Below are 15,566 nucleotides of genomic sequence, written 5' to 3'. Positions count from 1 at the left end.
GGGGGGGGGGGGGGGGGGGGGGGGGGGGGGGGGGGGGGGGTGGGGGGGGGGGGGGCGGGGTGGCGCCCGCCCCCCGCGCGGGGGGGGGGGGCCGGCGGGGGGGGGGGCGCCCCCCCCCGACGGTCTGCGTGGCGGTGTGCGTGGTGGTGTGCGTGGTTCGGTGGTCGGCGTCGTGTGTGCCGCGGTGGTCGCCGGTGTGGTGGGCGCCGCGCCGGCCGGGGCCACCGGTGCGGCCCCGGGCGGCGGAGCCGCGCGTACGCTGGCGCGCGACGTGGCCGCCGTCCGGGACACCGGCGCCGTCGGAGTGACCGCCACACTCGACACCCCGCAGGGTGTGCGCTCCGCCAGTGCCGGCGAGTCGGAGATCGGCACCGGGCGGCCGGTCCGTGACGATGCGCGCTACCGGGCCGGCAGCACGATGAAGACGTTCGTCGCCTCGGTCGTCCTGCAACTGGTCGGCGAGGGCGAGCTGGCTCTGTCGGACAGTGTCGACCGCTGGCTGCCCGGCACCATCAGCGGGCACGGCAACGACGGCCGGCGCATCACCATCCGTCACCTCCTGCAACACACCAGTGGGCTGGCCAACTACACGAGCTACCCCGAGCTGTTCCCGGCCGGGCACACCGCCGACGGCTACCTGGCCAACCGCTACCGGCAGCTCGCCGCCGCGGACCTCGTCGCCGGCGCCGTGTCACACCCGCCGAACTTCGAGCCGGGCACCAACTGGCGCTACAGCAACACCAACTACCTCGTACTCGGCATGGTCATCGAGAAGGTCACAGGCCGCCCCTGGCAGCAGGAGGTGACCCGGCGTCTGGTCCGGCCGCTGGGGCTGCGCCACACCTCGGTGCCCAGCCGGGACCCGTACCTGCGTACGCCGTACACGCACGGCTATCACACCTTCGCGCCGAGCACGGGTGAGGGGCCGGGGCGGCAACTGGACACCACGGTGATGAACCCGTCGGCGGCGGACGCGGCCGGCGCCCTGGTCACCACGCCCGGGGACGTGAACACCTTCTTCCGGGCGCTCATCGACGGGCGGGTGCTGCGCCCCGCCGAACTGGCCGAGATGCAGACGCTGCGCCCGATGCCGGAGGAGCCGGGCCGCGGTTACGGGCTCGGCATCGAGACCACGCCGCTGAGCTGCGGCGGCGTCTACTGGCACCACGGCGGCCACGCCCGCGGGTACGCCAGCGAGAACGGCGTCACCACCGATGGCCGGCGGGCGGTCACGGTCGTCGTGAACGGCTTCACCGACGCCGACGGCGACCAGCAGGACCGTACGGACGCGGCGGTCAAGCGCCTCATCGACCGCGCCCTGTGCACGGACGGCGCCTGAGCACACGCCGGGGCCGCGACCGGCGACCGCCCGGCGCCGTGGTGCGTACGACGAGTGGGGTGGGCGCGCCAGTCGTGCGCGGGTGGGACCGGCATCCGACGTAGCCGAGGGTCCGTCAGACGACCTGTGGCGTACGGGACATCGGGCCGAGCGCGCGCACGGGACAGCGGTGCGCGGCTGTGGGTTGCAGGGCCGTCCCGTACGCCATTCCGGCGCTTCTTCGACCAAGTGTTCCTGGTTCCCCTGAGCGAGTGAAGCCCGAGCGGCGCGCGGTTCTTGTGGGGGTTGTTGGGAGACAAGTAACTTCTGCGCAACGCACATGGGACGTGGGATGTCTTGATGTCCAGATGCCTTCGAAGGGCAGGTCCGAGTATGGCGTCCGAACTTCACGCAGACCCCGCTAGAGGCGGCAGATCGCGGCACCTCCGATCCGACCAGGCTCCGCAGGCGGCACCACCACCCCGCGGCCGGCAGCACACCGCCGAACCGGCCGCGGCCCCCAGCGAACCACACACCCCGCACGCCGTGGGTCCCGCCCCCGGCCCGGGCGACACCCCCAACACCCGACGCGCGCGCCACACCCACCCGACGCGTCCAACCCACCCGGTGCCGCGGCACCGGGTGGCGGCGTCCGGTGCGCGCCCGTGGGACGGTGCGCGGTGGCGCGGCGTGGGTCGGGCCGTGCTCGGGGCGGTGTTGCTGGTCGCGCTGGTACCGGCGCCGGCGCAGGGCACGGATCTCGGGCGCAGGACGGCGGCGGGGCGGGCCGCCTTCGACGAGCAGGTGCTCTTCAAGGCGTCACAGGACGGGGGCTACGCCTGCTTCCGCATCCCCGCCATCGTGGAGACCCGGGACAAGACCCTGTTGGCCTTCGCCGAGGGCCGGGTAGACACCTGTGGGGACGCCGGTGACATAGACCTCGTGCTCAAGCGCTCCTTCGACGGCGGGCGCACCTGGAGCGGGCTCCAGGTCATCGACGAGGGCGGCGGCGACACGCACGGCAACCCGGCGCCCGTGGTGGACCGCAAGACGGGTCGGATCGTGGTGGCCACCACGTACAACAAGGGACGCGGCGACGCCCAGAACTGCACGGTTCCCTGTGACCGCCGGCCGCACCTCCAGTACAGCGACGACGACGGGGCCCACTGGTCCACGCCGCGTGACATCAGTGGCGAGGTCCGCGATCCGGCCTGGGACGCCTGGTACGCCACCGGGCCGGTGCACGGCATCCAACTCACCCGCGGCAAGCACGCGGGCCGGCTGGTGTTCGGCATCAACGCGGAGAGCTACGGCGCCGGCCGCATCACCGCCAACCACGCGGCCCTGGCGTACAGCGACGACGGGGGTGACTCCTGGCGGCTCGGCGCGCGGGACACCTGGCCACTGGCCGCGGACGGGACGTTCCGTCAGAAGCCGTCGGAGATGACGCTGGTGGAGCGCTCGGACGGGGCGATCTACGTCAACGGGCGGGAGCAGGAAGGCACGGACCTCGGGCACCGGGACGACGCCGTCAGCCGCGACGGCGGCGAGACCTTCCAGGCGCCGTTCCGGGCGCTGCCCGACCTGTACGCGCCGATGGTGCAGGGTGCGGTGGTCCGGCTGCGCGGTGCGGGGGTCGGCGAGGGCGGCCCGGGGCGGCTGTTGCTGTCCGTACCGGCCGACCCGGACCGGCGGCGCACCATGATGATCCGCTCCTCCTACGACGAGGGGCGCACCTGGGAGAGCGTGGACCGCGGCAAGGTGGTCACCACCGACTGGTCCGGCTACTCCGACATGGCGCGGCTGTCCGGCGGTGCGGTCGGGCTGCTGTACGAGGCGGGGGCCGTCGACGCCAGGGACGAGATCCGCTTCGCCCGCTTCACCGAGGACTGGCTCGGGCCGCGGCGCGGCCCCGATCCGCGGACGGTGGACGGCGGGCGCGGGGCGCGACCGGCCGCGGTGCTCGGTGGGGCGCGGACCGGCGACGGGCAGTTCGACCGGGCGGTGGAGTTCGACGGCGTCAACGACGCCGTACGGCTGCCGTTCCGAGGCTCGCTGCCGCTCGGCGACAGTGATTTCACAGCCAGCCTGTGGTTCCGGTACACGGCGACCACCGGCGAGCAACCCTTCCTGTGGATGGGCGGGGTCGGCAACAAGTCGCCGCAGGTGGCGGTGCGTGGCGAGCCGGCCAACAACCGGATCACGGCGTCCATGCTGACGGTGGAAGGGGCGGCGGCGCCGGTCACCACGACGGTACGGGCCGCCCGCGCCTACAACGACGGCGAGTGGCACCACCTGGCGCTGCGGCGGGGCGGCGGCGAACTCACCCTCTTCGTGGACGGCACGCCCACCGGCGTCCGGGCCCCGGCGGGTTCGGTGAGCCGCAACTCGGTCTTCGGCGTGCACGTCGGGCAGAAGCCGGACAGCCGCTCACACCTGGCCGGCGCGCTGGACGAGGTGCTGGTGCTGCGCCGGGCGCTGCCCGATGCGGAGATCGACCGGCTGGGCAGCACGTCGGCCCAGGGGGTGGCCCGCGACGGGGCGGTGGTGTGGCTGCCGCTGGACCGGGTGCGGTCCTCGTGAGGGGTGCCCGGTCGGGTTGGCCGGGGCTGACGGTCAGGTTGGCAGTCGGCGTGACGGTCAGGCTCGCGGGTCGGTCGGCCGGGCGGGGGCGGAGGCAGGGTTAGCGGCGCGGGCGGTCGCTTGGCTGGCTGGGCGGTGGGGCGGGGTGCGTGGCGTGGGCGGTCGGGCGGCTGGCTGGGCGGTCGGGCGTCGGGGCCCGGTCCGCCCCGCTCGCCGCGTACCGCCTGGCCAGCACCGCGCAGACGATCAGTTGGAGCTGGTGGAAGAGCATCAGCGGCAGCACCACAGGCCCCGCGTCGGCGCCGAACAGGACGCTGGCCATCGGCAACCCGGCCGCCAGGCTCTTCTTCGAACCGGCGAAGGTGATCGCCACCCGGTCCTGGCGGTCGAAGCCGAGCCGGCGTGCCCCGTACGCGGTCAGCGTGAGCAGCACGGTGAGCAGGACGGCTTCCACCCCGAGCAACCCACCCAGCCGCGCCCAGCCGACCTGGTGCCACACGCCGTCGGCCGTGCCCCGGCTGAAGGCGGTGTAGACGACCAGCAGGATCGAGCCCCGGTCGGCGTACCCGAGCAGCTTGCGGTGGCGTAGGACGAACGGGCCCACCCAGCGCCGCAGCGCCTGTCCGGCCAGGAACGGCAGGAGCAGGTGGAGCGCGATGGCCAGCAGGGAGCCACCCGAGAACCCGCCGCCGCTGCCGCCGAGCAGCAGCCCGGCCAGCAGTGGCGTGATGACCACCCCGACCAGGCTGGAGAGGGAGCCGGCGCAGATGGCGGCGGGCACGTTGCCGCGGGCGATCGAGGTGAAGGCGATGGAGGACTGGATGGTCGAAGGCACCAGGCACAGGAAGAGCAACCCGGTGTGGAGCTGTGGCGTCAGTACCAGCGGCACCAACCCACCGGCTGCCAGGCCGAGTACCGGAAACACCACGAAGGTGCAGGCAAGGACGGTGACGTGGAGGCGCCAGTGGCGCAGCCCGGCGACCGTCTCGCGGGCGGAGAGCCTGGCCCCGTAGAGGAAGAACAGCCCGGCCACCGCCACCGTGCTGCCACCGTCGGCGACCTCCGCCGCCCGCCCCGTGACCGGCACCGAAGCAGCCAGCACGACCGTGCCGACCAGCGCCAAGACGAACCCGTCGAGCGGCAACCAGGCAGGCAGGACGGGGCGACGCATGGGCGCTCTCCTTCGGGTGGGCGGTGCTGGGCGGGTGGGGAAGTGGGCGCGCCCGGTGGGTGGGAGTGGGTGCGTGGGTGCCTGGGTGTGTTGGTGCGGGTACGGGTGCGTGGGTTAGTGGCTGGGGTGGGTGGGCCGCGGCGCCTATGGGTGGGGGTGGGTCGTACGGGTTGGGGTTTGAGGTGGGAGTGGGGTCGTACGGGACGGGTGCGGGTGGCCCGGGCACGGCGACGGGCGCGCCGCTCGGGTTCGGGTGTGTGGCGGGGCTGCCGAAGGCGCCGGCCGGGCGGGCCTCCGCCACCCCCGTATCCCTCCGCCCCCACAACCCTGGCGTCCGCGCAACCCTGGCGTCCCCGCCGCCCCTGCCACCCTGCCGCAACGGCCGCTCATCGGGAAAGGCGCACACCGCGCTCACTGTCATCATCAAAGGCGATGACCGGCTACGGTGGCCGCATGTTCGATCCGGTGCAGTTGCGTGCCTTCCGCACGGTGGCCCAGACGCTCAGCTTCACGCAGGCCGCCCAGCGGCTCGGGGTGCGGCAGTCCACGGTCAGCCAGCAGGTGCGGAAGCTGGAGGCGGCGGCCGGCCGGCAGTTGTTCACGCGCGACACGCACAGCGTGGAGCTGACGGAGGACGGCGAGGCGATGCTCGGTTTCGCGCGCACGATCCTGGAGGCCAACGAGCGGGCGGCGAGCTGGTTCGCGGGCAGTCAGCCGCGCGGTCGGCTCCGCTTCGGGGCGTCCGAGGACTTCGTGCTGACCCGGTTGCCGGAGATCCTGGAGCGTTTCCGCCGCGACCACCCACGGGTGGACCTGGAGCTGACGGTCGAGCTGTCCGGGACGCTGCACACCCTGCTTGAGGCCGGGCGGCTCGATCTCGTCCTCGCCAAGCGCTCGCCCAACCGGCCGGGCGGGCAACTGGTCTGGCGGGACCGGCTGGTGTGGATCGGCCACGACCGGCTGCGGATCGAGCCGGACCGCCCGCTGCCGCTGATCCTGTTCCCGCCGCCCGGGATCACCCGGGCCCGGGCCCTCGAAGTGCTGGAGCAGCACGGCAGGGCCTGGCGGATCGCCTGCACCAGCGGCAGCCTCAACGGCCTGGTCGCGGCGGCCAGGGCCGGCCTCGGCGTCATGGCCCACACCCGGGGCATGATCCCGCCCGGCCTGGTCAGGGTGCCGGACCGCCATGGCCTGCCGGATCTGGGCGCGGTGGAGTTCGCACTGGTCAGGGGCGGGCGGGCGACCGAGGCCGGCGGCGGAACGGATGCGCTGGCCGCGGCGGACGCGCTCGCCGCGGCCCTGCTCGCCGGCGGGGACCAGCTCCACGGCGGCGGCTGACGGCGGGCCGGCGCCCGCCCACCGCCCCGGTCTCTCCCCCGCCCCACCCACTGGTCGACGGGCCGCCCCGGCTGCCTGGCTCGGCTGACGGGCCGCCCCGCTAACTGGCTCGGCACCCCCAGCCAGATTCCCGCGCAGCCAGCTCCCCGCACGGCCAGCGCCCCACGGCCAACCCCCACCCCGACCCCGCGCGGAAACCCGGCGCCCGGGTGTAGAGCCGCCGTGCCGCGTTCGGAAAGATTCGGTGCAGAATCCAGCCACAGCGATCGCACCCGCCCCCTGAGTGCCTGCGGGAGGCTACGAATAGCCCGGTACCACCCCGTTGACCAGCGCTGATGTCAGCCGATGTCACCGGAACCCGACCGTGGGAGCGGCCCTGGCCGCCGCCCGTCCGGTCGGATACGGTCGCGGCGCTGCGTGGAGCCCAAGGAGTGAGCAGGTGCGCGAGTTCACCGTCCCGCCGCTGGCGACGGCGCCCCAGGTCGGAGGGTTGGCGGACGCCGTGTTCGAGCACGCCGCCGACGATCCGGGGCGGGTGGCGCTGGCCCGCAAGGTGGCCGGCGAGTGGCACGACGTGACCGCCGCGCAGTTCCGTGACGAGGTGCTGGACCTGGCGAAGGGGCTGCTCGCACAGGGCGTGCGGTTCGGGGACCGGGTCGGCATCATGAGTCGTACCCGGTACGAATGGACGCTTTTCGACTTCGCCCTGTGGAGCATCGGCGCCCAGCCCGTACCGCTTTATCCCACCTCATCCGCCGACCAGGTCCGCTGGATGCTGCACGATGCGCAGGTGCGGGCCTGTGTGGTCGAGCACGAGGACCACGCGATGACGATCGGCTCGGTGATCGACCGGCTGCCGCTGCTCACCCGGCTGTGGCAACTGGACGCCGGCGCCGTGGCCGCGCTGGTGGCCGACGGCCGGGACGTGGACGAGGACATGGTGCACCGGCAGCGGCTGGCGCTCACCCCCGCGTCGACGGCCACCGTCATCTACACGTCGGGCACCACGGGACGCCCCAAGGGCTGCCCCCTCACCCATGCCAACTTCATGGCCGAAACCGATAACGTCGTCGCCCGCTATGAGGCGGTTTTTCACTCCCGGCCCGGCGATGAGGCGAGCACCCTGCTGTTCCTGCCGCTCGCCCATGTCTTCGGGCGCATGGTGCAGGTCGCCGCGGTGCGCTGGCGGGTCAAGCTGGGACACCAGCCGGAGCTTTCGGCGAGCGCGCTCCTGCCCGACCTGCGCGCGTTCAGGCCGACCTTCATCCTGGCCGTGCCGCACGTCTTCGAGCGGGTCTTCGCCGCGGCCAGGCGCGGCGCCGAGGCGGCCGGTCGGGCCGGCCCGTTCGACAAGGCGGTCGAGGTGGCGGTGCGGCACGCGGAGGCCGACGAGCGCAAGGCGTTCGGCGCGGGCGGCGGCCCCGGCCCTGGCCTGCGGGTGCAGCACCAGCTCTACGACAAGCTCGTCTACGGCAAGCTGCGCGACGCGCTCGGCGGGCGGCTGCGGCACGCCATGTCGGGCGGCTCGGCCATGGAACGGCGGCTCGGCCTGTTCTTCGCGGGCGCCGGGGTCACCGTCTACGAGGGGTACGGGCTGACCGAGTGCACGGCCGCGGCCACCGCCAACCCGCCGGAGCGCCCCCGGTTCGGCACCGTCGGGCTGCCGGTCCCTGGCACCGCGGTGCGGCTCGCGGCGGACGGCGAGGTACTGGTCCGCGGCGGGCAGGTGTTCGCCGGCTACCTCGGCGACCCACAGGCAACCGCTGCCGCCCTGCCCGACGGCTGGCTGGCCACCGGCGACCTCGGCAGCCTCGACGACGACGGCTATCTGACGATCACCGGGCGCAAGAAGGAGGTGCTGGTCACCTCGGGCGGCAAGACGGTGTCGCCGCTGGCCCTTGAGGAGCGCGTACGGGCCCATCCGCTGGTCGCCCAGTGCCTGGTGGTCGGCGACGACCGCCCGTACGTGGCGGCGCTGGTCACCCTGGACGTGGAGGCGGTCGTGCACTGGCTCCAGATGCGGGGCAAGCCGGTCGTGGAGCCGGCCGTGCTGGTCCGCGCCCCGGATCTGGAGGCCGAGGTCAGACGGGCGGTGGTGGCCGCGAACACGCTGGTCTCGCAGCCCGAGTCGATCCGCACCTTCCGGATCGTCGCCACCCGCTTCACCGAGGAAGACGGCCTGCTCACCCCCTCGCTCAAGCTCAAGCGGAAGGCGGTCGAGCAGGCGTACGCGGATGAGGTGGACGAGCTCTACCGCAGTTGACAGGGGGCGGGAGGGCGCCGGCAGGGGCCACCGCCGGAATCGGTTGCGGGATGCGGGAATGCGATCAGCGGGCCGATGGTTGACCGTGGAGTAAGTGCACCCCCCAACGTAAGGATCGATTGCTCGTGAGCAAGGTCCCCTCAATCACCCTCAACAACGACGTCACCATCCCGCAGCTCGGCTTCGGTGTGTGGCAGGTGGAGAACGAGGCGGCCACCGCCGCGGTGAGCACGGCCCTGGAGGCCGGGTACCGCAGCGTGGACACCGCCGCCATCTACGGCAACGAGGAGGGCACGGGGAAGGCGATCGCCGAGTCGGGTGTGCCGCGTGAGGAACTGTTCGTCACGACGAAGGTCTGGAACTCCGACCACGGGTACGACGCGACCCTGCGCGCCTTCGACTCCTCGCTGACCAAGCTCGGCCTCGACTACGTCGACCTGTACCTGATCCACTGGCCGCTGCCGGCCCGGGGCACCTCCGTGGACACGTACAAGGCGCTGGAGAAGATCTACGCCGAGGGTCGGGCCAAGGCCATCGGCGTCTCCAACTTCCACCCCGCGCACCTGGAGCGGCTGCTCGCCGAGACCTCGGTGGTGCCGGTGCTCAACCAGGTCGAGCTGCACCCGCAGCTCCAGCAGCAGGAGCTGCGCGACTTCCACGCCAAGCACGGCATCGCCACCGAGGCGTGGTCGCCGCTGGGCTCCGGCAAGGGCCTGCTCGACGAGCCGACGATCGCCGCCATCGCGACCAAGCACGGCAAGTCGCCGGCCCAGGTCGTGCTGCGGTGGCACCTCCAGCTCGGCACCATCGTGATCCCCAAGTCGGTGACCCCCTCGCGCATCCGCGAGAACATCGACGTGTTCGACTTCGCGCTGGACGCGGACGACCTCGCCGCCATCGCCGGGCTCGACCAGGGCCGTCGCACCGGCCCCGCCCCGGACACCTTCGACGTGGTCTGAGCCCGTCCCGCTGCCGGGCCGCTGGACGGCGGCCCGGCATCCGGTCGGTGCGCGGCGCCGGCACCCCTCAGACGGGAGGGGCGCCGGCGCCGTTGTCGTGCTCGGGTGCCAGCACGGGTGCGCCGGGGCCGGCCGCGGGTCAGCGCAGCGCGTACCCGCCGTCCGGGTACAGCGTCGAGCCCGTCATGTTGCCGTTGCCGAACAGGAAGAGCACGGCGTCGGCCACCTCGTCCTCGGTGCCGATCCGGCGCAGCACCGTCGCCTCGCTGTAACGGGCGAAGCCGTCCTCGCGGACCTCGGCGGGGCGGCGGCCCCACAGGTCCCCGTCGATGGCGCCGGGCGAGACCACATTGACCCGCACCGGGGCGAGTTCGGCGGCGAGGCCGCGGCCGAGCCCTTCGATGGCCGCGTTGCAGGCCACGTACGCGGGGGCGGCGCCGAACGGCCGCACGCTCGCCGCGCCCGACACCAACACCACCGAGCCGTCGGCGGAAAGCCTCGGCGCCGCGTGCTTGACCGCGTAGTACTGACCCCAGAACTTCGAGGTGAACGGGGACTCGGCGGCCTCGTCGTCGAGTTCGAGCATCGGCCCGGTCTGGTACGAGGCCGCCGGCGTGAACAGGTGGTCGATGCGCTCCAGCGGGGCGAAGAAGTCGGCCAGCGACGCCTGGTCCGTGGTGTCCACGGTGCGCCAGCTCACCCGCTCCCCCAACTCCTCGGCGACCGCCGCGAGCCGCTCGGCCGTGCGCCCGCCGAGCACCACATGGGCCCCGGCGGCGACCGAGCGGCGGGCCACCGCGCGGCCGAATCCGGAGCCGCCGCCGAGGATGACGACGGTACGGCCGGCGAGCGGCGGGGTGATGGTGGGCCCGGGTGTGTCAGAGGTGGACATCGAGGTCCTTTCGGTGGGTTGTGCGGGGTACTCCACGGCTTGCCGCGGAATGTGCCCCACCCTTGGCGCAGCAGGTTCGCAGGTGCCAACCTCCGGGGCGGGCCGCGAAATTCCGCGCTTCGCCACGATCGCCACACATCGCCCCCGGGCGAGGCGGAGGTTACGCGAGAAGGTCGGGCACGTGTATTGCTGCCGCGCTGATGCCGCCATAGCTTTCGGATATGGAGCTTGAGCTGCGGCACCTCAGAGCGATACGCGCGATAGCTGATACTGGGTCGCTGACCAAGGCCGCAGCCTCATTGGGGCTCGCGCAGCCGGCCCTCAGCACCCAACTCAAGCGGATTGAACGGGCGCTGGGTGGTCCACTGTTCGTCCGGGACCGCACGGGTGCCCGGCCGACACCGCTCGGCGAGTTGGTGCTCGACCGGGCCAGGGTGTTGTTACCCGCGGTGCGCGAGCTCCAGGAAGAGGCCGTACGGTTCGCGAACGCATGGGCGCACATTCAGCGGTTCCGCATCGGCGGCACCCACGGGCCGCTGCTCGGCGGTCTGATCGACCGGTTGGCGACGGCCCATCCGTCAGCCCCGGTCAGCACCTTCACGTCCTGGTCCGTACAGGAGTTGAGCACCATGGTGGTCGAGGGGCGGCTGGACTTCGCGCTCATCGGCGCCTGCGGGCAGAGCCCACCGCCCGCAGGCGACCAACTGACCTGGCAGCTCATCGGCACCGACCCGGTCTTCGTGATGCTGGTCGAGGACCATCCGCTGGCCGGCGAGGTCGAGTTGAAGCTCAGCGCGCTGGCCAACGAGTCCTGGACGGACGTACCGGGCGACGGCTGCTTCGCCGACTGCTTCGCCGCCGCCTGCGCCCGTGCCGGCTTCACCCCGGTATCGGTGTTCGAGACCGATACCGCGTCCTGTGTGCACCTGGTGCAGGTGGGGCGGGCGGTGGGGCTGTGTCGGGCCACCTTCCCGCCGACGCCCGGCGTGGTCATCAGACCGCTGGCCGGGGCGCCCGTGAGCTGGCGCCATCTGGTCGGCTGGCATCCGGGCGCGCCCGCCGCCGACACCGCGCCCGCGGTCGCCGGGCACGCCAGGGCGGCGCATGCGGACGCCGTCCAGCGCAGCGTGCCGTACGCGACGTGGCTCGACTCGCACCCGCAGTGCAGCGCCGCGTTCGGCACGGCCACGGTCGGCCCCGCCACGCCTTGACCCGCACGCCGTTCGCCCCACACGCCGTCGACACCTGATCCGCTGGCGCTCCCCCGCTCCCCTCTTCCCCCGGCGCCTCTCCCCTCTCCCCTCTCCCCCCTCCCCTCCGCTCGGCCCTCGCTCCCCGCAGCCCGTCGCGGCCCCTCTCCCCCACCCCGGCACACCGCCCCCTCTCGGTCGCACACCGCTCCCCCACTCACCCCCACTCCCTCCCCACAGCCCCGCCGCGGCCACGCGCCGCCCCCTCCCCCCCGCCGCGCCCCCGGCGCGAGACCCGCACGGACACCCCATCCCGTACGGACACCCCATCCCATTCCGTACGCACACCCCGCCCCGTACGGACACCCATCTCGTGCGCACGCACCCCCATCCGCGCGCACACCCCATCTCGTACGCACACACCCGTCCACCCGTGGCCGCCCCCGCTCCCCCACCCCCCCAATTGACTGACCCGCCCGCCCCGCGGGCCGGCCGAAATGCAGCGTTCCGGGATGCTCGATTCCGCTTGGGCCGCGTCAGTGCAGGGCGGGGACAGTACATCCGGCGGCGGCGCTGCGGCGCGTTCCGCGCCATACCTCCGCGATATGAGTGACTTGACAGGTCCACGACGAGCAACGGGCCGGCTTACGGTGACGCCACCCCCGACACGAGGAGAACTCCAGATGCTCCGCAGACGTGGCTTGATCGCTGGTTGCGCCATCGCCCTGAGCGCCTTCTCCCTGACCGCAGTGCCCGCCATGGCCGACAACGGCCCCTCGGCCGCCCCCACAACGGCCCAGAGCGCCACGCCCGAGCTGCCCGCCGGCATGCTGAAGGCCATGGAGCGCGACCTCGGCCTGTCCCCGGCCGAGGCGAAGACGCGGATCGCGAACGAATACCGGGCCGCCAGCCTGGAGACCGAGCTGCGCGGCACCGTCGGCGCCGACTTCGGTGGTTCCTGGCTGACGGGTGCCGACGCCAAACTGGTCGTCGCCACCACGGACGCCGCCGACGGCGCCGCGATCACCGCGGCCGGCGCCAAGGCCCACGTGGTCAAGCACAGCCTGAAGGAACTCGACGCCGCGAAGAGCGCGCTGGACCGGGCCGCCCGCACCAACCCGACCAAGGCAGCGCCCGTCTGGTACGTGGACGTCAAGTCCAACAGCGTCGTGGTCCGGGCCTCGGACGCCACCGCGGCCCACACCCTCATCGCCAAGAGCGGCGCCGACAGCAAGCTGGTGCGGGTGGTGAAGTCCGCCGAGCAGCCGCAGACGTTCTACGACGTACGGGGCGGCGACGCGTACTACATCGGCAGCGGCTCGCGCTGCTCGGTCGGCTTCTCGGTGACCAGGGGCAGCCAGGGCGGCTTCGCCACCGCCGGTCACTGCGGCCGTGCCGGCCAGACCACCACCGGCTACAACCGGGTCGCGCAGGGCTCCTTCCAGGCGTCCCGCTTCCCCGGTGCCGACACCGCCTGGGTGGCCGTCAACAGCCAGTGGACGCCCCGCCCGTGGGTGAAGGGCCCGAGCGGCAACGTGACCGTCTCCGGTTCGCAGCAGGCGGCCGTGGGTGGCTCGATCTGCCGCTCCGGTTCGACCACCGGCTGGCACTGCGGCACCGTGCAGCAGCACAACACCAGCGTCAGCTACCCGCAGGGCACCGTCTCCGGCGTGACGCGCACCAGCGTCTGCGCCGAGCCCGGTGACTCCGGCGGTTCGTTCATCTCCGGCAGCCAGGCGCAGGGCGTCACCTCCGGCGGCTCCGGCAATTGCAGCAGCGGCGGCACCACGTACCACCAGCCGATCAACCCGCTGCTCAGCGCCTACGGGCTGACGCTGGTCACCGGCTGACCCAGCGCGGCGAGTGCCGGGCCCAGCCCGGCGCCACCGCACGGCTGACCGGCCCGCTGGACCGGTCGGCAGCACCCAGGGGTGCCGGCACCCACGCCGGCACCCCGCACCCACCAGGCCCGCGCCCCACGTGCCCCGTGCTCCCGGGCCCTTTACACACAGCCCCCACCGGTGCCGCCGCCCTCCCTCCTGGGGGTGGCGGCATCGGCTGTACACGCGGGCCGCCGTACGGGGCGGGGTTCGCCGTACGGGGCGGGGTTCGCTGCACCGGGTGGCCGGGGCCGTACGGGTGGTCGGGCCGTACCGAACCGTTGGGGCGGGTGGCCCGGCGAGCCGCAGCGTCGGCAGGGGCCCGCGAGGCCCACCGCCCCTACGCGTACGCCGTGTGCAGCGTCTCCGCCGTCAGCAGGAAGACGTCCTGGCGGCGTGCGACGCCCGCCGGGTCGGCCGGGTCGATGAGCTGGTCGAGCACCTGCTGGTCCGCGGTGTCCAGGAGTTCGGGGGCCCGCTCCCGCAGCCGCGTGAGGGTCGCCGTGAGGTGCGCGCGGCCGGCGGCTGCGAGCGGGGCCGGCAGGTCGAGCAGGAAGCTGCGACTGGCGGCCCCCTTGAGGCCCACCGAGTCGAGCAACCCGGCCCAGTCCTCCACCATCGGCACCGAGCCCGGCAGCCCGGCCCGCATCCCGTTGAACCACTCCTCGGTGGCCGCGGTCAGCCGGGACTGGAGGCCGGGCCGGCCGAGCCCGAAGTCGCGCGGCAGGAAACGTATCGGCAACCCGCCCTCGGACAGGGCGAGCAGCCCGCCCGGGCGCAGCGAGCGGGCCAGCCGCTGGACCACCTCGCGCTGGTCCCCGACGTGGTGCAGCGCCTTGCGCGACCAGATGAGGTCGGCCTCGCCGATGCCGGCCACCACGGGGCCGGCGGCTATCTCGGGGGTGCCGCTGCCGGCCGGCCCGTACGCGTCGTCGCCCGGCGTGCGCGGCCCGTTGACGGCGACGCCCGCCGGCCCGGTCACACCGTGCGGCAGTTCGGCGCGGAGGGTGCCCACCCGGTCGCCGAGCCCCAACCCGGCGGCCCGCTCCGCCACCAGGTCGAGCAGTGGCTGTGCGGCGTCCACCGCGACCACCTCGGCGCGCGGGAACGCCTCGGCGAGCAGACAGGTGAAGACGCCGGGCCCACTGCCGACGTCCAGCACCCGGCGCACCTCGTCGGGGTGTCGGCCCACCGCGCCGAAGCGCTCCCGCAACGCGCCGACCATCTGCTCGGCGACGGGCCCGTACAACTCGGCCTCCGCCACCAGGCGCACTCCCTCCCGCGCCCAGTCCAGGTCGGCGCGGTGGCCGTGGGTGTGGCTGTGGGTGTGGCTGTGGGTGTGGGTGGGAACCCGGCCGTGACCGGTGTCGTTGCCGTGGTCGGGCCCGGCGTGCGGTGGGCGGTCGGCGTGCTGCTCGGGGGTCTGCGAATGTGCGTGCCGCTCTGCCATGACGGTGCCTCCGGCTCGGGACGGATGTCGCGGTGCGGTGGTCGCCGTGACCACCGGTGCCGAGCCTGCCGCCGCGCCGGCCGCGGTGGCAATCTCCGTTGCCGGTTCGGCAACGCACGGCGCAGGGGCCGGTGGGTGGGTGCGGGCGCTGGTGACGCGTACGGGCCGGGGTGGGGAGGGGCCAGTGGGTGGGTGCGGGCCGGCGGCTGACCTCGCCGGTGCCCGGCCACGGGTCGGGGCCGGTGCACAGGCGGGGTCAGACGATGTCGGTGACCGTGATGCTGACGTTCACCCGCGGCTCGGGCACGGCGTCTGTGGTCAGCTCCCGTACGGCCGTGGTGACCGCGGCGCGGACCGCGCGGGTGACGTCGAGCGCCCGGTGGCCGCGGGCGACGGCGAGGTGGATGCGCAGGTCCCAGCCCGGCGGGCGGGCCCCCCGCGGCGCGCCGGGCCCCCCGCCCCCCCCCCCCGGGGCCCGCGGGGGGGCGGGGGGGGCGCGCCCCCCCCCCCCCCCCCCCCCCC

10 protein-coding genes and 1 pseudogene are annotated in these 15,566 nt (G+C 73.9%); 7 read left to right on the top strand and 4 right to left on the bottom strand.

Going from position 1 to position 15,566, the window contains the following annotated elements; genetic code table 11:
- Together AAHZ94_RS12955 and AAHZ94_RS12950 are read left to right on the top strand one after the other, a co-directional pair.
- A partial coding sequence (locus AAHZ94_RS12955; RefSeq protein ID WP_349992993.1) for a serine hydrolase domain-containing protein occupies nucleotides 1–1,339 on the top strand: 1,339 nt, incomplete at its 5' end.
- 669 nt (nucleotides 1,340–2,008) lie between these two features.
- Nucleotides 2,009–3,901, top strand: a complete 1,893-nt coding sequence (locus tag AAHZ94_RS12950; RefSeq protein ID WP_349992992.1) for an exo-alpha-sialidase — start codon at nucleotides 2,009–2,011, stop codon at nucleotides 3,899–3,901.
- Between the two features lie 100 nt (nucleotides 3,902–4,001).
- On the opposite strand, the gene AAHZ94_RS12945 is transcribed toward AAHZ94_RS12950, so the two are convergent.
- A complete protein-coding gene (locus AAHZ94_RS12945; protein WP_349992991.1) occupies nucleotides 4,002–5,072 on the bottom strand; it encodes a bile acid:sodium symporter family protein in 1,071 nt (356 codons plus the stop codon).
- Between the two features lie 453 nt (nucleotides 5,073–5,525).
- Here AAHZ94_RS12945 and AAHZ94_RS12940 point away from each other — a divergent pair, with 453 nt between their 5' ends.
- From AAHZ94_RS12940 to AAHZ94_RS12930, 3 genes are all read left to right on the top strand, one after another.
- Complete coding sequence (locus AAHZ94_RS12940) at nucleotides 5,526–6,410, top strand: LysR family transcriptional regulator (protein WP_349992994.1); 885 nt, start codon at nucleotides 5,526–5,528, stop codon at nucleotides 6,408–6,410.
- A gap of 439 nt (nucleotides 6,411–6,849) precedes the next feature.
- Complete coding sequence (locus AAHZ94_RS12935) at nucleotides 6,850–8,673, top strand: AMP-dependent synthetase/ligase (protein WP_349992990.1); 1,824 nt, start codon at nucleotides 6,850–6,852, stop codon at nucleotides 8,671–8,673.
- Between the two features lie 125 nt (nucleotides 8,674–8,798).
- Complete coding sequence (locus AAHZ94_RS12930; protein ID WP_349992989.1) at nucleotides 8,799–9,632, top strand: aldo/keto reductase; 834 nt, start codon at nucleotides 8,799–8,801, stop codon at nucleotides 9,630–9,632.
- Nucleotides 9,633–9,771: 139 nt separating this feature from the next.
- On the opposite strand, the gene AAHZ94_RS12925 is transcribed toward AAHZ94_RS12930, so the two are convergent.
- On the bottom strand, nucleotides 9,772–10,524 hold the full coding sequence (locus AAHZ94_RS12925) for an SDR family oxidoreductase (protein ID WP_349992988.1): 753 nt from the start codon (nucleotides 10,522–10,524) through the stop codon (nucleotides 9,772–9,774).
- Between the two features lie 221 nt (nucleotides 10,525–10,745).
- Here AAHZ94_RS12925 and AAHZ94_RS12920 point away from each other — a divergent pair, with 221 nt between their 5' ends.
- Both AAHZ94_RS12920 and AAHZ94_RS12915 read left to right on the top strand, forming a co-directional pair.
- On the top strand, nucleotides 10,746–11,735 hold the full coding sequence (locus tag AAHZ94_RS12920) for a LysR family transcriptional regulator (RefSeq protein WP_349992987.1): 990 nt from the start codon (nucleotides 10,746–10,748) through the stop codon (nucleotides 11,733–11,735).
- A gap of 662 nt (nucleotides 11,736–12,397) precedes the next feature.
- Nucleotides 12,398–13,564 (top strand): S1 family peptidase, encoded by a 1,167-nt coding sequence (locus AAHZ94_RS12915; RefSeq protein ID WP_349992986.1) that lies wholly within the window; start codon nucleotides 12,398–12,400, stop codon nucleotides 13,562–13,564.
- A 370-nt stretch (nucleotides 13,565–13,934) separates the two neighbouring features.
- Here the strand turns inward: AAHZ94_RS12915 and AAHZ94_RS12910 are convergent, their stop codons facing one another.
- Together AAHZ94_RS12910 and AAHZ94_RS12905 are read right to left on the bottom strand one after the other, a co-directional pair.
- Nucleotides 13,935–15,044, bottom strand: coding sequence for a class I SAM-dependent methyltransferase (locus tag AAHZ94_RS12910; protein ID WP_349992985.1), 1,110 nt, complete (start codon nucleotides 15,042–15,044; stop codon nucleotides 13,935–13,937).
- Between the two features lie 256 nt (nucleotides 15,045–15,300).
- Nucleotides 15,301–15,566 (bottom strand): annotated as a pseudogene (locus AAHZ94_RS12905) (hypothetical protein); the annotation flags it as partial.

Origin of the sequence: Streptomyces sp. HSW2009, from assembly GCF_040240285.1 — a bacterium.
Taxonomy (GTDB): Bacteria; Actinomycetota; Actinomycetes; order Streptomycetales; family Streptomycetaceae; genus Streptomyces.
The sequence above is the reverse complement of the archived record's forward strand: the minus strand, read 5'-3'. Positions and strand labels throughout refer to the sequence as shown.